We start from the raw sequence: 20,972 nt of genomic DNA on the forward strand, positions 1-20,972 counted from the left end.
TTCTCCCTGTCATACTTCAGTTATAGCCGGATAACCGACCAATTCTTTCGCCCGCGGGGGGGCATAAGTCCGTTTGCTGTGAGTGAGGCCCGCGCGCACAATTCCGGCGGCCATGCAGACCGTGGCAGGGATAGGATCAATCACGGGAAGATCGTATCCTTTGGCATTCAGGGTCGCGGTAATTGCATCGGCACAGCCGAGAAATCCCGTACAGCCGAGCACAATCGCATGGGCGCCATCTTGCTCGACGGCTTCCAGCGACGCCTTTATAAGCTTCTCGCTGACGCGCTCCGGTTCCGCCTCGATTTCGAGCACGGGTATGCCGATTGAGCGAACCGAAGCCAGCTTCCCGCCGACACCGTAGACCGTGGCAAGGTTTTCCAGCATCGGCACCACGGCATCGAGCACCGTCACGACGCTGAAACGATGACCAAGCATTGCGGCAACGTGCATTGACGTTTCCGCAGGCCCGAGCACCGGGATAGAGACCATCTCCCGCGCCACCTTCATGCCCGGGTCACCCATGCAATCGATAATGATTGCATCGCAGCCAGCCCGTTCGGCCTTGAGGGCCTCTGCAACGATCCCCGGCACGGCCATGGCCTCGTCAAATTCACATTCGATGGAAGCTGGCCCCGTCTCGATGAGGGACTGCGTAATCGAAAGCTCGTCGTTTATCAGCTGAGAGACATCGTCAAGCGTGCGAATACCTTCGGTGATGATGGGCGTTATGAGATGGATGTGCATTAGATGATATCCTCAATCAGTTGGGCAATCGGAATATATTCCTCGGCCAGCCCAAAGCATTTCGGGCCAACGACTTCGAGGGCGCGGGATGTCCTGAGCATGGGAGGGGCGCTGCAGCCGACAACGGCCACGCGCTGACCATAGGCAAGCCGCTCGGTCGGAATGGCGTGACCGGTCTCGGCATCGACGACGGTCGCGAGGTCCGGCACGACACACCGCAGCTTCCCATCAACATGGACGACGAGATTTTCGTTCTGAAACTTCAGCTCTGCCTGACCCGACCCGCTCAGTGCGGATACCGTGCAGGAGCCGAACACCCAGCCCTTGCTAGTGTCCCGTTCCAGCGCCGTGATCTTGCCCTGGAAAAGCACGGCAGCATCGGAATAATATTGGTGCCCGCGCAATGCAGCCAGCAGCCGTTCCACCGGTGGCGTGGAACTGCCATGGCGCGCAATCGCCTCCCCGATTGCTACCGCCCCGGACAGAGTATTCGGTATTGCCGCTCGGCGCGCCTGCTCGCCGGTCATCGGATAGCAGGACATGCAAACGCTGGCCCCCATGGCACTAGCGACTGGGCGCGCCAGTTCCTCCGCTTTCGGACCGGATGTGGTCTGGAAAACGACGCTGTTTCCATGCTCGTCGGCAATAGTCATCGGGGCCGATGCCACGCCTTCGATATTGAAGCTGGTCATCTGCAGCTCAGGAAACGCGCGCCCCATCCCATCGCCATCGATGATTGGAAGTCCGCGCATAGCGGCATAAGCGACCGGCATCATCGAATTGCATCCGCCGATCTCGGCGGAGATGATCGCGGTGGCCTTGCGGCCGAGGAACTGCTCGAGCGCGTCGACTGCGCGATGCTGATCCTCGATCGAAAACAGTTTCTCAATCATCACCGTAGGCGCGCCCAGGGCGGCTGCGATAAAGACCTGGTCTTCATCCCGGATGGATTCGACCGGCAAGATATCGACAGGACCGTGTTCGGCGATGGCTTCCCTGCAGAGCAGCGAACCAAGATAGGGGTCGCCACCGCCGCCCGTGCCGAGGAAGGACGAGCCGATTGCGAGAGCTTCGATGTTGTCGAGGGTAATTTGGTTGATCATATCCGTCACGCTCCGATGGCCAGGTCGCCGACGACGCGGCACACAACCCGGGTGGCACCACCCGGCAAATATTGCAGAGGAACGGCCTCTACATCGACGACCTCGACCGTGCTTTCAGCCGCTCCGGCTGCCACTGCCTGGGCGCTTGCCTGCATTCTTGCATCGTCAAGCGCCTCTTTGCGGCTAATCTCGTCGGTGATGGCGTAAATCCGGTCGATTTCACCACTGACCTGTCCGATGGCTGCACCGATCGCGTTGGCGACCCCTGCATGTTCGGGACGCAAGACCTCGGATACCCCTCTTGGAACATCGGCAATCAGCACGGCTCCGCCACCGACGAGGATGAGCGGCATGTCGCCCGGTGCCGTCTTCATCCTGTCGATAGCGTCTCCGACCAGTCGGGTGATCGCGCTTTGAGCCTCGGTGATAAGATTCTGGGAAAGACCAGCGACAAGCGTCCGGTCACCAAAGTCGGCAGCGCCTGCCGCCACTGCAATATCACTGGCCGTCAACGTGTTCCCTCCAAAGATCATCCCTTCGGAAAGCAGCCGGAAGCCGACCGAATCCGGTCCCACAACCACATCATTTTCAGTTTCGCTTACAAGGCTGCCGCCGCCCAGCCCGATCGAGTAGACGTCGGGCATCCGGAAATTGGTTCGGACTCCGCCGACATCGACATGAAAAGTCGACTGTCGCGGAAAGCTCGAGACAAGCACCCCGACGTCCGACGTCGTTCCTCCAATATCGACCACAATCGCGTCGGTTGCCCCGGTAAGCCATGCCGCTCCGCGCAGGCTGTTCGTCGGCCCAGCAGCGAAGGTGAGAACCGGATATCGCTGCATATGATCGGCACTCATCAGCGTGCCATCATTCTGGCTGATAAAGAAAGGTGCGGCAATTCCGAGATCTTCGAGGGCCTTTGCAAAAGCCGTGGTTATCGTCCGCGCCATCGGCCTCAGGCTGGCGTTCATGATCGCTGCATTCTCCCTTTCCAGGAGCCCGATGCGCCCAAGCTCGTAGGAAAGCGACACTTCCATCTCGGGCGCGATCTTGGCGATCAATTCTGCCGTGCGCTGTTCATGAGCGGAGTTCAACTGGCTGAAGATGCAGGACACGGCAATTTGCGTGATTCCCTTGCGACGTGCCGCTTCGACGCTGGCGGCGATCGCCTCCTCGTCGAGCGGCCCTATTTCCCGACCATCGAACTCAAACCCGCCGCCAACCATCGCCGTGCCACCGCAAACGACATCGCGCAGATCGTTGGGCCAGGATGAGAAAGGGGGAATCCCCCGTCCTGCCGGAAAACCAAGTCTGAGGGCGTAGACAGGCACCAGCTCGCGGCGCTGGATAAAGGCATTGGTGAAATGCGTAGTCCCGATCATGACTGCGTCCACCGCATCCGGCGTGACGCCGCATTCTTCGACCAACGCAGAGATCGCTTCGGAAATGCCGGTATTTACGTCCTTGCTGGTCGGCCGCTTGACGGCGCCAAGCACCTCGCGCCCACTAAGCAGGACGGCATCGGTATTTGTTCCACCTACATCCACGCCAATTCGCACATTTGATCTCCCGTTCCAACTTCGAAGCAGATAAGCGGATGATCGTAACGCGAGCAATCCAGTCGGCGTGGAGGTGATTTGTACTACTCGGTAGTCACCCTATTAGTAGCATCATGCACTCCTACCTGAATTAGTAGGCACAGGGAATCGAAGGAGCTTTTTCTGGTGTGCAATGGCGATGGCAGAGGTCCGGTCATGCACCTCCAGCTTTCTGAATATGTTCTTGAGGTGGTACCGGACACCGTGTTCTGAGATGCCGAGCCGCCTGGCCAACTGCTTGTCGGATCCACCGTCAGAAAGAGCAGAAAGTACTTCCGTCTCCCGAGCGCTCAATTTGCTTGCCGAAATGCCTCGCCGGGTTTTTCGAACACGGGCACGGGCCACAAATTGCCCCTCCTGCTCGCTGAACGGCCTGCCACGTTCCAGCTCGCCTGCATGTTCAACCAATTGCGGACCGACCAGGTCAGATATGATCTGGCTGGCACCCGAAGCGGTTCCCAGCGCGACGACCTCCCGCAAGGATTTGATCGCCTGTTCCAGGTCACCGCATTGCTTGTAGACACAAAAGATCTGGATTTCATATCGCAGGACCGAGCGGCGGAGTTCTCGCTCAGTTGCAGAAAGCTTGGCCGCATCGAGCTTCTCAATCGCACGTTCGAAATTCCCGTTCGAGATATCGAGATGGGTCGAAGCAAGCGTGTAGGTTTCTTGTTCTTGCCAGCTCCAGACCGGATTTTCTTCCTGAGAATCTGCGCTGAATCTGTGATCGACCATTTCTCCGCGTTGCCGTGCCTCGCCGGCCAGGCAATCGCCCAGCCCGCCCAGGAGACGCGCGATTCGGCCCAGCCCACGTGCCTCAAGGTTCGCTTCTTCCGCCGCAAGCATATCGAGGGTCGCGGTCAGGTCGTGGTCTTTGAGGTAGATTCTGGCGTAGGGTTCGTACGCTGCGAAATAGATATCGAACCACGCCTCGGCATCGGGCATCCGGTGGGCAGACTTTCGCAACGCATGGCGTGCGCTGGTCAATCGGCCAAATGCAAATTCGATGGACGCACTCAGGGCCGAGAACACGGTCTCGACGCCGATATCGTCCGGGAACTCGCTCCGCCACATTTTTCGGGCATTGGCAACCAGCCGGCGCGCCGTTTCCGGCTTGCCCTGGGCGAGCTCTATGGCCGCCTCGTGGAGATGGAGAAACATGAGATTATACCGAGCACCGGCCCGTTCGGCATGCATGCGTGCCTCGCGCAGATTTTCGCGCGCCCTGTGCAACCGCCCCCTTTGGGAATTCAGCATGCAACTTAGCGTCGCCAGGAATGTCTGCCACGCCGGTTCGTTGCTTTGCTCTGCGAGCAGGTCGGCAAACAGCTCGAGGTCGTTCTGGCGGGCGAGGGAGCAGCCATATGCAAGGAGCGTAACCCGTACGATCTCGATTTCCTTGCCCATCGATCCACTGATTTTCGGGTCTTCGGCAAGCCGCTTGAATTCCCTCTCTGCTCCGTGAATATTTCCCATCTTCAGAAAGACGATGCAGCGCATCATCCTTAGAACAGGCGAGCTATCGATAACCTCAGCGCCAGCATTGTCGACCAGTGCTCTCACGTCGGAGAAGCCGCACAGGACCCAGATCAGAAGCGCACCATGCTCTTCCGCATAGGCTCCGATACGTTCCGGATGACCGGCCTCGGCGGCCAGCCTTGCTGCATCATGCAGGCGGTTTTTTGATGCGCATTGCTCGGCCAATTCGAGAATTTTGCCCTGAAATTTCTCGAAATCCTGCGTGGCCGCATGCTCAACAACAAAGATCCTCAGGGCCTGGTTGATTGAAAACTGCTCGTTCTTGCGGCTGATGAGGCCCTGCAGCTTGTGTGCGGCAGCAGCGAAATTGCGATCCTCCCGCGCCGCCAGGCGCAACAGGGCGATATCGGCCCGCGAGAGCAAGCTTGCCCGCGCGACCACTTCCTGCTCCACCGGACTCAGCAGGGGAAACACCCGTTGATTGATAAAATCGTAAAGGCCGGACGCCCGGAGCAAGTCTGCGTCGGGAAGACCAAAGGCATCGCTATCGGACTCCAGGGCAAAGCGGACCAGCAAGCTGAGCGCAGCCGGCCAGTCACCTGCGATTCGCGTGATCCGTCGCCGCACCGACTGGAGGCCGACGACTTTTGCCGCCTCCCGTATTTCGCGGGGGGAGATTGCCAGTGTCTTCGGACCCACGATGTCCAGAGCGCCCTTTGCCCTCAGTCCAGCGATTGGCAAATGATCCAGCGCATCCATGGCCAGCACGATCTTGGGCGAAAGCTCCGCGCCCACCCGCCTTTCAATCGCCCGAACCAGAAAGTCTCCATCGCATAGCAGGGGGTCCGCTATGAGCAACAATGCTTGATTGTCAGCGGCCAACACAGCGTTGCCCGCGCCCTTCGGATCGAGCTTGTGGTCAATGCCGTCAATGAACAGTGCCTGGCCAGTTCCCGCAGGATTACCAGCAAGCTCCAGCAGCGTCTCGCGTTTGCGGTATCCGGGAGGCGCGCACAAAAGAGTCACTTTGTCCGTGCATCGAATCCGATTGATCAGCGCGGGAGTCGGGAATCTGCTCATTAGTCGTCCGTCTACCAGCAACTTCGCTAACTACCAAGTAGGCGATACATGAGTGGGCAACTCCCGCGTGAGCCCGATGTGCAGGCCATGCGCACCAAAATTTGCTTGCTAAGCCTCGCCCGCCGGTCTTACTCCACGCCAAAGTTCGCCGTGGCAAATAGCCAAGAGGCGCAACAATCGGATCTGCAACGGGAGGAATCATGGATAGTTACGAGCGGAAAATTTTGAAAGAATTACGCGATAACGGCCGGATGACCAATCAGGAGCTTTCCGATCGCATCAATCTTTCCCCCTCCCCCTGCTTGCGTCGCGTACGCGCCATGGAGGAGTCCGGACTGATCGTCGGATATACGACGGTGATTGATCAGGCCCTGCTGGGCAAACCCGTCACCCTGTTCGTCAGGATAAAGCTGCAACAGCACAACAAGCGAGGCGTCGCAGAGTTCGAGCGCGGGATAATTGAATCCGAGAATGTACTGGCCTGCTACCTGGTGAGCGGTGAGTACGACTATCTGCTCCACATCATTGCAGAAGATTTGGACGCCTACGAAAAATTCGTGCGCACCGAACTCCACAACCTGCCGGGCGTCGCTGGCATTGATAGCGGTTTCGCCTATGGCTGCATCAAGCCGCCTTCGGGACTCTATGTCGCAGGCACATCCAAACCTTCCTAGACTGCGACCAAAAGAGCCGGGCTGGTTGGGCCAAGCTGCAATGCAGCGTATTTTGGTCTTGATTGGGAGCCAACAGCCGAGATTTTTGTGGCGACATGGCCGAATCTGTCGCGCACACAGTGCATAGGGACGCGAGCGAATATCGCATATAAGCCGCAGCAGAAAGTTGCGCATAAAGATTGAATTCGGAAAATTTCTGCCGCCGCTGTTGATTAGGATCCCAAATACGCCAGCAAATTGCGCTCTCGCATCACTACAATCCCAGAAATCGAATTCCACCTTTCCGGCCGGTTTGCCTGCCGGATCGCAATTGAGGGAGCTGGTGATGGTTTGCAAGGACGCATATTCCAGCGATCGGGTCATGCCCGTTCGCGGTGATGGCCGCTCAGCGGGGATAAATTCGGACGCCGCCGGCTGGTTAGGGTCGATGGATCGCAAACGCAAATCCGGACCTCATACAGATAGGTTTGATATCGAGGGACTCTCAGATGAGACACTGGCCGTCCATGCGGGAAGCGGGAACGACACGGCCACCGGATGTGTCGGCACACCGATCTATCAATCGACGACGTTCCTGTTGAATGACGACCAGTACCGGTCCTTCGCGCAAGGCTATGCCCGCGACCGGTTCATCTACACGCGATATGGAAACCCAAGCCAGTGGTCCGTGCAAGAAAAGCTCGCCGCGCTCGAAGGTGCCGAATCTGCGGTGGTGTTTTCCTCCGGCATGGCCGCGATCGCCACGACCCTGATGGCGCTGCTCGATCCGGGCGGGCACGTCGTGGCATCGAACGAACTCTATGGCGGCACCTATAATTTCCTGAATATGGAACTGCCCAACACGGGCATGTCTGCAACGCTCGTCGATCCGCGAAACTATGCCGCGATCGAAACGGCCATACAGCCCAACACCCAGATCCTCTACTTCGAAACGATCACCAATCCGCTCCTCAAGATTGTCGACCTCAGGCGCCTCGGCGAAATTGCCGCTCGCCGCGGTATTCGTCTTGTTGTCGATGCCACCTTTTCCACGCCGATCGTCACCAAGCCCCTTCAGTTCGGAGCCCATGTGGTGGTGCATTCGGCGACAAAATATCTCAATGGTCATAGCGACCTCGTGGCCGGTGTTGCACTCGGCGAACGGAAGCTGGTCGATCAAATATGGGCGCGGATGCTCAATTTCGGTGGCTGTCTCGATCCCCATGCTTGCTTCCTGCTGGAGCGCGGACTGAAAACGCTCGCCATTCGCATGCAGGCTCACGCGCGGACGGCGCTTGTCGTCGCTTCCTATCTCGAAACGCATCCCCATGTGCGCAAGGTCTACCATCCCATGCTCGCCAGCCACGCCGATCATCGCCTGGCGAAAGAGATAATGCGCTGCGGCACGGGGAATGTCACCTTTGAGATCGAAGGTGGCGATGAAGCCGCGTTGCGGCTGGTCGACAACATGAAGCTGGCGCGCAGCGCCACCAGTCTCGGCGGCGTCGAAAGCCTGATCAGCCTGCCGTTCAATTCTTCCCATTCCAGTTTTACCGCGAAACAACGCGCGGAGATGGGGATCATGCCAGGATGTATCCGGTTATCTGCAGGGATCGAAGATCCGCAGGATCTGATCCAGGATCTGGACCAATCGTTCAATATCATTTTTTCGGGAAGAGAAACGGTCAATGAAAAATAGCATCTCCGTCTGCGCGCTGAGTGAATTCGTCAACGAGGTGGAATCGTCGCCAGAGGAGGCATGCGCTTCATATGCCGTCGACCTGGAGTGGCAGAGCGGTGCGCGAAGCAAGGCGTCCACCGCTCCGATGAAGGTTGGTCCGCATACCGTAAGCCGGACCTTTTCCTGGTCCATTGACGAGCCGCGCCAGCTATTGGGGTCAAATCATGCGCCCAACCCCCAGGAATATCTTCTCTCCGGCTTCGCGGGCTGTCTGATGATGGCCTTTGTATCGGGAGCCACCGCTCAGGATATCCAGCTGGAAACGGCCGTCATCCATGTCACAGGAGACCTCGATCTGCGCGGTTTTCTGGGTGCCGGTGGCAGCAGTTCGGTAGGCTTTTCCGATCTTCATTATCGGATCGAGGTTTGCGGCGATGCGGCTCCCGACGAATTCGAGGCGCTCATGCGTCAAGCGGAAAGCCACAGCCCCAATGCCATGACTCTGGCACAGCCGGTGAAGCTTCACGGGGAAATTCTGCCCCTGCGCTCAGGCGATCGCAGCTGATGGCCTGCATCATCCCTTTGTCCGGCGGACGTAGGTCGATCATAGCGAAGCTGGCTTGTCAGTTTAACATGCGCGTTTCGATGACGAGAATCGAACTGGCAATTGCCGCACGTCGATCTTTGTGGTCTACATCAGACACTTGCATTTGTTCGGGTAGATTCCATGGCCGATGACGATTTCGCCTTCGAAGAGGTCCCTCCCGAAGAAACCGTGTCCGGTCTTCGGATAGCGGTTGTGATCATCGGCATCATCATCGCGCTTCCCGCCTTCATCACTGGCGCGGATATCGGATTTACGCTCGGGTTTCAAAACGGCGTGCTGTCGATCGTGGTGGGCGGGGCGATCCTTACACTTATCGCCATGGCGACCGGAACCATTGGTGCGAAGACTCGTCTGAGCACGGCGATGATCGTTCGCGGGACCTTCGGATCGGTTGGCGGCCGGTTCGTGAGCGGAATTCTGGCGGTGGCCTGCCTTGGATGGTTTGGTGTCACCGCCGAGGTGTTCGGACAAAGCCTGCGCGAGGTGCTTGTAGTACAGTCCTGGGATTTCCTGCCACTCCCGGCCTATATCGCGATGGGAGGCATGCTGATGGTCATGACCACGCTCTTCGGCTTTCGAGCCCTGCAGCGCCTGTCGGAACTGACCGTTCCATTGCTCGCAGCCCTGATCGCCTACACGGTATATTTGACCCTGAACCAAGGCGACTATAGCGCGCTGGCAGAGGACGGGATGGGCAAGGCCACATTGGGAGACGGAATCTCTGCCATCGTCGGGGGCTATGCTGTCGCAGTCACGATTTTCCCCGACCTCTGCCGTTTTTCGAGAACGCCAAAGGGGGCGTGCCTGGCCGCATTGATAACCTATACCATCGCGATGCCGGGTATTCTCATGCTTGCCATGATCCCCAGTATCGTGACACGTCAGCACGATCTGACGATCATCATGACCACTCTGGGCCTCGGGATACCGGCGCTTGTGCTTCTCGTCTTCAAGGCTTGGGCAACTAACTCCGGCAACCTCTATTTCGCATCTCTCAGCGCGGCAAACTTCCTTGCGTACCGGAATTTGAAGGTGATCATTGTCGCCGCGGGAATCGGTGGAGTGCTATTTGCGATGTCAGGTCTGACGGAAATGTTGATAGAATTCCTCGTGATGCTTGGGGTCAGCATTCCCCCCATCGCCGGCATTTACATCGCGGACTTCATGGTCACCGGGGCAAAGAAGGACGATTATACCGGGACGGTACAAAAAATTAACTATGGAGCATTTGCCTGTTGGGCCCTCGGCATTGCGATTGCGGTTGCTGCGCGGATGGACTTTTTTACACTTTCCGGCATTTCCGCGATCGACTCCATGGTGACTGCTGCTGCGAGTTACTTTCTATTTTGCAGGATTCGCCGGAGCCCTCTTCTGAAATTGGCTGGCTAGCGAATTTCCCGGATATTGGGACATAACGCACAATATATTCCGGTAGAGATAAATTCGCTCCGGTGAATTGAAAGGGGCTGACAATGGCATCGGCACATTAACGGGGTCGATGCAAATTTTTTGTGCGTTCGTTGTCGATATGTTCAGCCGTAGCATGCAGTTCTCGAAATGCTGTGTGATATGATCGCAGCTTGTCGGTGATGATTAGCTTTGATAGCATTTCGGTACCGCTGATGCCGAATGGTCCTTTTCCCGGGTTCGGAGCCTACCCTGATCTGCGCAAGCGAGCTGGTCTCGCGTCATACTTTTGGCTAACCACATCGACTGCAATGACATCTACTTGCCCACATTCACGTTGCCCAGCACCAGCACTAGCGGAATCGGCAAATTCTAACATTTTTACCTCTCCAGATTTCGTTTTTTGGCAATATCTGTTTCCGCCGGCACCTGGAAATTTCGGCATGATTTCTCCCGGCACGGCATCGGCCATGGCACTGGGCGCATGGCCTAAGCTGACAGGCTGAAGTAGCGAGACAAAACGCTATCCCTGTTCTCACAGGCCGGCCCGCTAGGCCTTTTCCGTTCAACCAGTTTGCTTTGACAGCACCCGCTTAGCGGCTAATATGACAAACCAATGGAATGCTTCCCAGCCACAGCCCGATCGACACATCCCGAGCCAGCCAAGATTTCCAACAATCTATGGTCCGCGAGCAAGCTTTGACGCTAGAAGAGCAAGCGAGGGAAGCCCTGAAGCGCGGCGACCTTTCGGCAGCTGCGGTCGCGGCCAGATCGCTGGTCATGGCGGACAAGGATCAGCCTACAGGCTATTTTCTGATGGGGGTTGCTGCCGCCGAAGCTGGCCAGATCGCCAAGGCCGTACCGCTCATAGAGGCTGCAGTAGATCGCGGACCGGAGGCAGAACATTTGGCCCAACTGGCCAAGCTGCTTATCCTGCTGCGACGCGATGGCGATGCCGCCGATGCGGCGCGAAGGGCGATGGCGCTGGCACCCGGAGACGCGCGTACATTCGATACGATTGGCTGCGTTTTCACCCGTCTCGGTGACCATGAGGGTTCAGTCGAACCTTTTCGTTCGGCGGTAGCCGCCGAACCGGACAATATCGACTATCTTTACAACCTCGCGGCAGCGAGCAGCTTCACCGGCCGGGTCGAGGAAGCCAACAGGCATTATGAGGCGATTCTCGCTGTAGATCCCGGCAACGCACGCGCCCATTATGCCCTCGCCATTGCCGCCCGCCAGACATTGCAATCCAACCATATATCCAGGTTGAAAGTCGCTCTCGCCGAAGCACAGGGGCAAGACGACGGGCTGCGTATCCGTTATGCACTGGCAAAGGAACTGGAAGACATTGGCGATCCGGAGGCGTTCACCCATCTGTCGGCCGCGAACGACGAGCATAAGCTCTCGCTAGGATATGATTTCAACCAGGATGCAGCGATTTTCGACGCGATCGAGACCTTGTTCACCGAGCGCAATCATACCCTCTTGCCGGGCACAGGAAATCCCGACAAAGCGCCGATATTTGTGGTCGGGATGCCCCGCACCGGGACGACGCTCGTGGACAGAATTCTTTCCTCGCACCGCGATGTGGGATCGGCGGGAGAACTTCAGGCCATGCCGCTCGCGGTCAAGCGACTGGCGGCAACGTCGTCCCGTACCGTCATCGACAGGGAAACGGTCGAGGCGAGTGGCAAGATCGACCCGGCCAGGATCGGTGAGACGTACCTCGCCCAGGCCCGCCACCACCGGCACGAAGGCACCACCCGGTTTACCGACAAATTACCTGCCAATTTCCTCTATATCGGTCATATCGCGCGGGCTCTGCCCAATGCGAGAATCGTGTGCCTGCGCCGCAATCCGATGGACAGTGTCTGGAGCAACTACAAGAATCTCTTTGCCAGCCAGTCCGCTTATTACGCCTATTCCTACGATCTTTTGGACACGGCGCGCTATTATACGCGCTTTGACCGGCTGATGAACATGTGGGACAAATTGTTCCCGGGACTGGTGCTGCAGCTATCCTACGAACAACTGGTCGCGGACCAGGAAGGGCAGACCCGGCGGTTGTTAGAATATTGCAGCCTCGACTGGGACGAGACCTGCCTGACTTTCCACGAAAACAGGGCCGCCGTGGCGACACCCAGCGCCGCCCAGGTTCGGCGGCCAATCAATGCTGATGCGATTGGCAGGTGGCGTTCGCACGAAACGGCGCTGCAGCCAGCGCGGACCTTTTTCGAGGAGGAGGGGATCGCCGTAGAATAGCGCCGCGCCAGTGAAGGTCCTAGCGAAACGTGCTGCTGATATGACAGGGGCACCTGCCGTTTCCGGCAAGTGCCCCTTCCTCCTCAATCGTGAAATCAGGCGATCAGAACTTTATCCGTCCTTCGATACCGATGGTTCGCGGATTGACGACTGCCTGTCGGTAAAAGCGCACGGCGACACCATCATTAACACCAATTCGAGAGCGATCGTTGGCGACCGACACCACCGCATATTTGTCGAAAATATTATCTACGAAAAGGCCGAGAGCAAATCTTTCGGTATCGTAGGTGATCGACGCACGGTTCAGGATATAGCTTGGGATTTTATCGCCATAGGCGCGATCCCAACCGATCCGCGACACAACATTTCCGCGATAGGTTGCCGTCCAGTTCGCAATAAGATCTCCATCCATGACCGGCGTGACATAGGTTACACCCAGACTGGCCGTGTTCTTGGCCGAGCCTGGCAGGCGATCACCGGATAAAGCGTCAAGCTGGACGAACCGATTGGAATAATCCCCCGGTGTCTCGCGAATGGTGATGATACCAGGCACATCCTCGGTCAGCTTGGCATCGGTATAGGAATATGTCCCCTGGATCGACAGTTCTGGCGTTGGCTTGAACCGAAAAGAAGTTTCAAAACCCTGCGACTCGGCCGAGCCACCATTCACGGTAATGCCCGTCGCACCATAGAGCGTAGCCGAGTTGACCTGGATGCCTTGCCATTTGACCTGGAAGATATTGAAGTTGAACGACAGCATGTCTTCAAACAATTGCGTGCGCAAGCCAAGTTCTAGATTCTTGGTCGTGTCCGGTCCATATTGCAATTCGTCCGGCAGGGCGCAGATGATCTGCTGGCCAGGTGTGATGTTATCCGGACAGGGGGCGACCCGGTTCGGACCGCCGATGCGATAACCTTTGCTGTAGGTGACATAGACCATCAGGTTCGGTGTAAAATTATAGGACGTGTTGAACTTCCACACCCAGCCGTCTTTCCCGGCGTCACCGCCGTTCGCAGGCAGATCATAGGGACTGAGCGGATCTCCGAGCACCGGCAGCGCTGCCGCGCCAGCGATGGTGGATGTATATTTGAAATAGCGCGCGCCGGCGGTAACCTGCCATTCTGGAGTTACCTCGAACGTGCCTTCGCCGAATATTGCCTTTTCGGTGACTTTCGATGTGACATAGCTGACATATTCAAGCGCTTCAGGATTTGATACGGCATCTACCCATGGATGGTTTGGAATATGTTCCGCATAGTCACTCTGATATTCATTCTCATTGTAAAATCCGCCAAGGACCCAGCTAAATGGGCCTCCGTGCCGTGAAACAAAGCGAATCTCGGCGTTCTTCTGCTTGCGAGTGGTGTTTGATTCATTCCAGGCGGCAAATGCCGGGAACAACTCATAATCATAATCAAGATCGAGCAACAGATCGGTGACGTCGGCCTCACCCCGGAATTTGACTTCAGTATAGGCACCGGTGGCAACAATATCGAAGATGTCTTCGATATTGGCATTGATCTCGGCACTCACAAGATGAGCATCACGGTTAACCGGTTCGATAAAACGGCTGGCATTCTCGTAACGCCCGGTCCCGAGCACCCCTGCACTATTCGATTGCCCGCCATCGGTCTTGGTCTGCTGGTAGGCATAGGTCAGAATCAACTTCAGGTCTTCGCTGGTCTGGAAGAGCAACTGGTTGCGTGTCGCAAAAGTCCGTTCAAAGTTGAGGTCCTCAAGTTCGAAGAGATTTGCGGCATAGCCAGCGTCAGAAATACTATCTGGGCCATCCGGCTGCGGCAGGGAAACGCCTGGCTCCTGCACCAGTGTTGTATAGTCGATGAAGCCCGGATCGAAATAATAGCCCGTGGCCGAACGGAAGGCGATATGATCCTCGACGATCGGCAGGTTGATCATACCGTCCAGCTGGTAACCGATATCGCTACTATGAGCCTTTGTATAAACGCGTCCGTGCGCTTCGCCTTCAATCTCGCTCACATTCGGACGGTTTGGAATGTAGCGGATCGCGCCGGCCAATGTACCAAGACCGTATAGCGTCCCTTGCGGCCCTAGCAGCGTCTCGACACGCTCGATATCAATAAGCTTGAAATCGTAATAAAGCGGAACTTCGCCTAGATAGACGCCCAACGCATCATCAAAATTCGCTCCGGCATCACCCACGTCCGACGCATTAAGACCGCGCAGTACGATCGACCCTGTCGAGCCGGGGCCAGTGTCCGAAATTGTTAGGCCGGGTGTAAAGTCGGCGAGATCGCGGACGTCGTCTATCCTGTTCCGCTCTAGCTCCTCGGTACCGATAACCGAAATATTGACCGGGGTTTCCAGGAGTGTCGTCTCACGCCGTGTTGCGGTGACAACGATCACATCGCCGCTGTCGCTGTCGTCAGCGGCCATATTTTCCCCCGCATCCTGTGCGATAGCCGGTGTGACCAACATGGTGCTGGTCAACATCGTCGCCGAAAGCAGCCCGATCTTAAGTTTTGCGTCCTTTATCATTATTCTAATCCCTCATTTTATGCCCCCGGGGGCCAGACGTACGTTGTCCATCCTGACGCTTTATGTTGAGGATCTTCCGTGTTGCCTGCTTCTCGTTATTCGGATTCCAGGCCGCCGCTTCTAAAATCAGGGGGTTCCGATTCCGCCTAATTTTGCGATCCCAAACTTACATTCCCATGCTTTCTCCCCTCTAATTATCTGCCGATGCCGGCTTGTTCCGTTTTCCCTTGTACTTCTCGATCAGCGGTCGAAACGGGAAGATGAACTGCTCGTAGATCGACAATCGCTTGCGCTCGTCCTGCCCCACAATCTCGGACTCGCCCTCGCGATAGGTGCCGAAAATACGGTCAAGCAAAATGAGAGAATTCCCGTAATTGCACCGCGTATCTTCGTAGCTCAAAGCTGTGTGATGCAGGCTGTGGTGCCGGATCGTGGTAAAGATGTAGGAATAGAACAGCGGCGGGTCCGAACGGACATTGGCGTGGGCATATGTGGATATCACGCCAAGCAGGTTGAAGCCGCAAAACAATGCTGGGGTGTCAAAGTCAAACAGCGCGACCACGCTGAGACTGATCAGGAACAGCTCGATCGGATTGCCTACTGCCCCCTTCATCGCGTTGAGCTGGGTGATGTGGTGATGCGGCGCGTGGGTCAGCCAGGCCGGATACCAGTCGTGCATCAGACGGTGCATCCAATACTGGCCGAATTCGACCAGGAATACCACCAGAGCAGCCTGCACCAAAAATGGCATCTGGATCAACCAAGGCGTTGTGATACCGAGCGATTCCTTGAGGGATGCGAGCGGCCCGTCAGCGAACGTCTCCGTTGCCCAGCCGATCGCGGTGTAGGTGAGAATCACATAGAAGAGATCGGTAGCGAATTCCTTGCGCGTCAGGCGCCAGCCTTCGTGACGCTCGAGGATCAGTTCCAGACCCAAAACGAAGAAACTCACGGCTAGGCCAGCAACCACAATTGACCAGGGGCTTTCAGTCACCGACCTCGGCGCAAACATCCAGAATAGGATAACGGCGACCAACGTGGCGGGAGGCACAAGGTTGATCAGTGTCCGCTGGATCTGACTCTCGTCCCGATTACGAGCGGATATTTGGTCTGAGTAAGCGGCCGTGGCAGTGGCCGGCTCATTTTGTGATGCTGTGTCAAAATCCGACAGTCGAACCATAGAAAACCCCTACCAAGCCGGAAATCGGCTCAATGCCTCAGGTTTTCTTCCCCCTGTCTGACGTCGTTCTCAATGGCGACAATGCATACGATATAGATATTACGTAATGCGTCAAGAGTAATAATTAAGGCGGTAATCGTGCAGCAAGAACAGGCCTCAAAAGCCTGGAAATCCAGTGCCAGTCAGCGCTGCGACACACGCTATTAACCGTTATCCAAAACTGTGAATTTACGATCAGCGCATTGTGAGTCGCGGTCGACTGGGAGCATGATTCCCTATTCAGCGACGCTGTCGGTGTCGGTCCACCAGGATAGCGTTTGCACGTCGTGCGCTGACGTCCAGATGCCGCTGGGCGTATAACGAAGGGCACCGCTACCCGCTGCATCCCCGGCGCGTGTCAGGATTTCCATCGTCTTCGCGTCGATTACTACAAAAGTTTGATCGTCGGTGGTCCTCAACCAGACCTTGCCTCCGCCCACATCGATGTCACCATATACCAAATTATCGCCCACTTTCGTGCGACCGGCAAGCACGACGGTGTCGGGATCAATCCGCGCAACCGTTCCGTCACCCTGCTCCTGAACCCAGACGCCTCCTTCGCCAGCGGCGAGAAAACCTGGTTGTTTGCCGAGTTCGGCCGTACCGGTCACCGAATTGGTCGCCGTGTCGACCCGCTGAAGCAATTGCTTGTCGCTGCTGACCGCCCATAGCGCGTCATACCCAAAAGCAAGGAAAAATGTTCCCGGGACAACATCAATGGCTGCGACAACTGCATTCGTTTCCGGGTCTATGCGGGAGATTTTTCCATCCGCGTCGCTCGGAACCCAGATCGAGCCGGCGCCTGCGACAACATTTGTCTCACCCTTGGGGTTGGCAATACCGGTGGGAATGATCTTGTCCACTTCCGCTGTCTCGATGTTGATCCGGTACAGGTTTCCGCCTTCGCAATTTGCCACCCACAGAGAATCGGAGGCCACAGCCATCGTGCCGCACGGACGAGGAATCGCTACCGAAGCGAGCTTTCCGTCCGTCGACCATTGTTCAACCCGTCCGTCATTGGTGGTCCATACAGTATCACCATCGACTGCCAGAAAATCGGCAAAGCCGGGCACATCAAGCGCTTGCTCGGTGTAGTTCGCAGATTTCTGCATTGCTGGAGAGCAGGCCGCGACGAAAAGCAGCGTGAAGGCAAATGATCGGTTCATGCGAATACTCCTGCGAAGAGCCGGGATCAGCTCATTTGTAACGATAAGGGTTGATGTCGATCGTGGTTGTGCTGCGCGTCTGGTTGCAGAGGAAAACCGTACCGGTGAAATAGATGCCCGGCGCGGTGATCTTCTGCGCATAGGCGAAAGCCTCGCGCAATTGCTGCACGGTCATCTGTACTGGAGCCTCATTTGGCTGGTACGTAAGTCCGTAAGGATAGTCTTCGCCATCCTTGCTGATCTCGACGTGGCAACCCATGACGTGGGTCACGGGATGCGTGTCAACAAATTCGATCAGCCGTTTCATACTGTCGAACCAGGGCTCCCAGTAGGTAATGTAGCAGCGACCGCGATAGAACATATCGCCAGTATAGAGAATCTGGGTGTAGGTATCATAATAAGCAAATTCCGAAACCACGTGGCCGGGTGAGCCCCAGATCAGGATATCGCGCCCGCCCAGATCAAGCGTAACGCGCTCTCCCGGAAAATTGGTCATACCCCAGAAGCCGACCATCTCCTCGTGGGTCAGGCCCATGTAGCGCGTGTTCGGCCGGTCCGCGAACTGATTGACCGCAGCGTAGTGATCGGCGTGGAGATGGCTGAAGGCGACCAGCAGTTCCAGACTCTCCGGATTCCGACCGTTGCGAGTACACCAGTCCTCAATGCATTCGTCTACCACACCGCGCAGGTCCCAGTCATTGCGCAGCTGGGTAAAACCTTCATCGAGCAGCAGGACACGGTCGTTGCCGAAATAGAGTGGCGCGAACGGGGCTTCGTAGCTGTAGGCCTTGTTCTGTCGCAGAATCGCAGTGTGCGCGTTATACCAGTGGACATGAACCGGCGGATCTATGTTGTCCATGCACGATGGCGAACCGCAGATCCACCGGTCGGGAAAGCCTCCCGGCGCGGGCAGATTGCTCTTGAAGTCTATCGGCTCTGCACGGGTGACGGCCAATGCGGCTCCGCTGAACGTGGTCAATGCAGTTCCGACGACCGGAACGGCAGCAGCCATGGCATTGTAAGAAAGAAAGGTACGGCGATCCATGGAAATCCTCTCTACCATTAGAATGGATGGGGCGGGTCGATATTGGGCACGCCTTCGGGCCAGACGCGCGTCCGCTGGTCGGGGCTGACGCCGTTGAAGAGCACGAAATCGGGCCGGATGAGCATCATGTCCCGGCCCGCGACCTCGCGCGCATATTGCAGCGCTTCTTCAATCAGGTCCGGCGTGAGCTGCAACACCCTCTCATAAGGTTTATAGGTCGCAAATCGCGGGTAGAACTTGCCCGGTACGAACATCATGTCGATATGCCCGCCCAGCACCCATCTTACGGATTGACGCGCGGCAAAGGCTTTCAACCGTTCAAGCGACGCAATGTAGTCGCCGTCATTGCTCACGTTGATCCGGCCGGGAAACAACAGGTCGCCAGTGAACAGGAAATTGCAGTAAGGATCGTAGAAGGTTACACCGTCTTTGTGCGTGCCGGGAGTCGGAATCACCTCAATCACTCGATCGCCCAGATCGATCGCTCCCTTACTCGACGGCCAGCTTTTTCGAAAGCCATAGTGCCGCTTCATCACATCAAACGGCTTCGGCACGATCGTCGTATCCGGTCGTCCGGCAAACTGGGCCAGCCCCTGGTTCTGGGCAACGTCTTCGCCAGAAGTCAGGGCGACGGTCAACGGTAGCTTGCTGCGCCCTCTAGCTTGCCCCCAGCGGGTGATGATCGCATCTATCGTCTCGCGTAGCGGATAGTGCTGCGCGTCGGCGGTCGCGCCGCTGTCTATTAACAAGGCACTCTGGTTGCCGAACAACAGGTAGGTGAAGGGGGCCTCCCAATGCACGCAGACATTTTGTCGCAGAACGAACGTGTCCTCGTTATACTGCATGACCTGCACCCGGGGATCGCGGTTCTTGGCCGCGACGTTCGAGCCATAGATCCAGCGGAAGGCAAGCTTGCCCGGAGCCGGGCCCTCGCAATTATAGTCATGGGTCACAGGCTCTTTACGGTGCAGTGGCACGGCAGAATCGGTATTGCGGACACCGGGGGGATTGTAACCCAGGTCAGGATTGCCGTTGCCGGAAAAGGTCGGATTAATAGTCTGCGCTTGCGGCATCGAATACTCCTGACAAGCCTTCCAGTGCGGCGTTAACCGACCGCTTTCGATGCATACTCTCCCAAGACGCCGCGCCTGACCCCGGATCGAAGATGATTCGGTACGCGTACTCAACAAACATACGGATATTACTAAATATATCAACAGTAATAAATTTAGATGGACAACGACTCTTTTTGCAGCAATGCTGCATCTGCGAAAGGAGTCGAATCATGTTCAACGGAATCCGTCGCGCGGGGGCATTTGCAATGCTGGCATGCGCGCTCATCGTAGCGTCTTGCTCGCCAACGCCGGAGGAAACGGCGGTGCCGAGCACCAAATTCAACATCGGATGGTCAATCTATGCTGGCTGGATGCCATGGCCATATGCCGAACAGGCTGGCATCGTGAAGAAATGGGCAGACAAATACGGCATTGAAATCAATATCGTTCAGATCAACGACTATGTTGAATCGGTGAATCAATATACCGCAGGGCAGCTGGACGGCGTCACCGTTGCCAATATGGACGCACTCACTATCCCTGCTGCAGGGGGCAAGGACACCAGCGCAATCATCGTTGGCGACTATTCGAACGGCAATGATGGCGTGCTTTTAAAAGGCGCCGACAGCCTGCACGCGATCAAGGGGCGAAAGATCAATCTCGTTGAACTTTCGGTTTCTCATTATCTGCTGGCGCGCGCACTGGATGCGATCGGTCTGTCGATGACCGATGTCAGCACCGTCAATACTTCGGATGCGGATATAGCCAGCGCTTTCTTGTCGAAGGATGTGACGGCGGCGGTCGCCTGGAACCCACAGCTGACCACGATGAAGCAGGCGCCAGGCGCGAAGCTGGTGTTCAGTTCAGCCAACATTCCTGGCGAAATTCTCGACCTTCTGGTCGTCGACACCGCAACGCTCGAGGCCAATCCCAATCTCGGCAAGGCGCTCGCTGGAATCTGGTATGAGACCACTGCGCTGATGCAAAGGCAGGACGAGGAAGGCACGGCGGCACGAGCGGCAATGGCTGCACTCGCAGGCACAACGCCAGAACTGTTTGAGGGACAGCTTGCGACCACCTACCTGTATGCGGATCCCAAGTCGGCGGTCGCTGCCACGTCGGACAAGGCACTGATCGAGACCATGACCCGCGTGCGCGATTTCAGTTTCTCGCAGGGACTATTCGGTCAGGGCGCGAAATCCGCTGATGCTGTAGGCATGGCTTTTCCGGGTGGCAAAACATTGGGTGATCCCGAGAACATCAACTTGCGTTTCGACGAGAGATACATGCAAATGGCTGCCGATGGGGCGCTGTGATGTGCTGATACGGTCAACCTCTAGATTGAAATA

The 20,972-nt window shown here is 56.8% G+C and carries 15 protein-coding genes; 6 read left to right on the plus strand and 9 right to left on the minus strand.

The genetic code is table 11. The features are described from left to right. Positions 1-9 precede the first annotated feature (9 nt). The 4 genes from ACN0WX_RS01910 to ACN0WX_RS01925 all read right to left on the minus strand — a co-directional run bounded on the left by ACN0WX_RS01910 (position 10) and on the right by ACN0WX_RS01925 (position 6,007). Positions 10-747 (minus strand): aspartate/glutamate racemase family protein, encoded by a 738-nt coding sequence (locus ACN0WX_RS01910; RefSeq protein ID WP_417620580.1) that lies wholly within the window; start codon positions 745-747, stop codon positions 10-12. Continuing rightward, positions 747-1,850: a DUF917 domain-containing protein gene (locus ACN0WX_RS01915; protein ID WP_417620581.1), complete on the minus strand. Its 1,104-nt coding sequence runs from the start codon at positions 1,848-1,850 to the stop codon at positions 747-749. The genes ACN0WX_RS01910 and ACN0WX_RS01915 overlap by 1 nt, the downstream gene beginning before the upstream one ends. A 5-nt stretch (positions 1,851-1,855) precedes the next feature. Next, a complete protein-coding gene (locus ACN0WX_RS01920) occupies positions 1,856-3,409 on the minus strand; it encodes a hydantoinase/oxoprolinase N-terminal domain-containing protein (protein ID WP_417620583.1) in 1,554 nt (517 codons plus the stop codon). Positions 3,410-3,520: 111 nt separating this feature from the next. Further along, complete coding sequence (locus tag ACN0WX_RS01925) at positions 3,521-6,007, minus strand: response regulator transcription factor (protein ID WP_417620584.1); 2,487 nt, start codon at positions 6,005-6,007, stop codon at positions 3,521-3,523. A gap of 200 nt (positions 6,008-6,207) precedes the next feature. On the opposite strand from ACN0WX_RS01925, the gene ACN0WX_RS01930 reads away from it, so the two are divergent. The 5 genes from ACN0WX_RS01930 to ACN0WX_RS01950 all read left to right on the plus strand — a co-directional run bounded on the left by ACN0WX_RS01930 (position 6,208) and on the right by ACN0WX_RS01950 (position 12,620). After that, a complete protein-coding gene (locus ACN0WX_RS01930; RefSeq protein ID WP_417620585.1) occupies positions 6,208-6,681 on the plus strand; it encodes an Lrp/AsnC family transcriptional regulator in 474 nt (157 codons plus the stop codon). Positions 6,682-7,006: 325 nt separating this feature from the next. Next, entirely contained in the window at positions 7,007-8,359 is a 1,353-nt protein-coding gene (locus tag ACN0WX_RS01935) for a trans-sulfuration enzyme family protein (protein ID WP_417620586.1), read from the plus strand. After that, positions 8,349-8,906, plus strand: a complete 558-nt coding sequence (locus ACN0WX_RS01940; RefSeq protein WP_417620587.1) for an OsmC family protein — start codon at positions 8,349-8,351, stop codon at positions 8,904-8,906. The genes ACN0WX_RS01935 and ACN0WX_RS01940 overlap by 11 nt, the downstream gene beginning before the upstream one ends. Positions 8,907-9,068: 162 nt before the next feature. Continuing rightward, positions 9,069-10,337, plus strand: coding sequence for a cytosine permease (locus ACN0WX_RS01945; RefSeq protein WP_417620588.1), 1,269 nt, complete (start codon positions 9,069-9,071; stop codon positions 10,335-10,337). A 699-nt stretch (positions 10,338-11,036) separates the two neighbouring features. Then, positions 11,037-12,620, plus strand: a complete 1,584-nt coding sequence (locus ACN0WX_RS01950; protein ID WP_417620589.1) for a tetratricopeptide repeat-containing sulfotransferase family protein — start codon at positions 11,037-11,039, stop codon at positions 12,618-12,620. Positions 12,621-12,723: 103 nt separating this feature from the next. Here the strand turns inward: ACN0WX_RS01950 and ACN0WX_RS01955 are convergent, their stop codons facing one another. The 5 genes from ACN0WX_RS01955 to ACN0WX_RS01975 form a co-directional block, all read right to left on the minus strand. Next, on the minus strand, positions 12,724-15,138 hold the full coding sequence (locus ACN0WX_RS01955) for a TonB-dependent receptor (protein ID WP_417620590.1): 2,415 nt from the start codon (positions 15,136-15,138) through the stop codon (positions 12,724-12,726). Positions 15,139-15,328: 190 nt separating this feature from the next. Beyond that, positions 15,329-16,318, minus strand: coding sequence for a sterol desaturase family protein (locus tag ACN0WX_RS01960; RefSeq protein WP_417620591.1), 990 nt, complete (start codon positions 16,316-16,318; stop codon positions 15,329-15,331). A 275-nt stretch (positions 16,319-16,593) separates the two neighbouring features. Continuing rightward, on the minus strand, positions 16,594-17,523 hold the full coding sequence (locus ACN0WX_RS01965; protein WP_417620592.1) for a YncE family protein: 930 nt from the start codon (positions 17,521-17,523) through the stop codon (positions 16,594-16,596). 31 nt (positions 17,524-17,554) lie between these two features. Then, a complete protein-coding gene (locus ACN0WX_RS01970; RefSeq protein WP_417620593.1) occupies positions 17,555-18,568 on the minus strand; it encodes an MBL fold metallo-hydrolase in 1,014 nt (337 codons plus the stop codon). Positions 18,569-18,585: 17 nt separating this feature from the next. Next, positions 18,586-19,641 (minus strand): MBL fold metallo-hydrolase, encoded by a 1,056-nt coding sequence (locus ACN0WX_RS01975; RefSeq protein WP_417620594.1) that lies wholly within the window; start codon positions 19,639-19,641, stop codon positions 18,586-18,588. Positions 19,642-19,853: 212 nt separating this feature from the next. Between ACN0WX_RS01975 and ACN0WX_RS01980 the strand changes: the two genes are divergently transcribed. Continuing rightward, positions 19,854-20,939 carry a putative urea ABC transporter substrate-binding protein gene (locus ACN0WX_RS01980; protein ID WP_417620595.1) on the plus strand — a complete coding sequence of 362 codons (1,086 nt, stop codon included), beginning with the start codon at positions 19,854-19,856 and terminating at the stop codon, positions 20,937-20,939. Positions 20,940-20,972 lie beyond the last annotated feature (33 nt).

This window comes from Parasphingorhabdus sp. (genome assembly GCF_048269915.1).
In the GTDB taxonomy this organism is placed as follows: Bacteria; Pseudomonadota; Alphaproteobacteria; order Sphingomonadales; family Sphingomonadaceae; genus Parasphingorhabdus.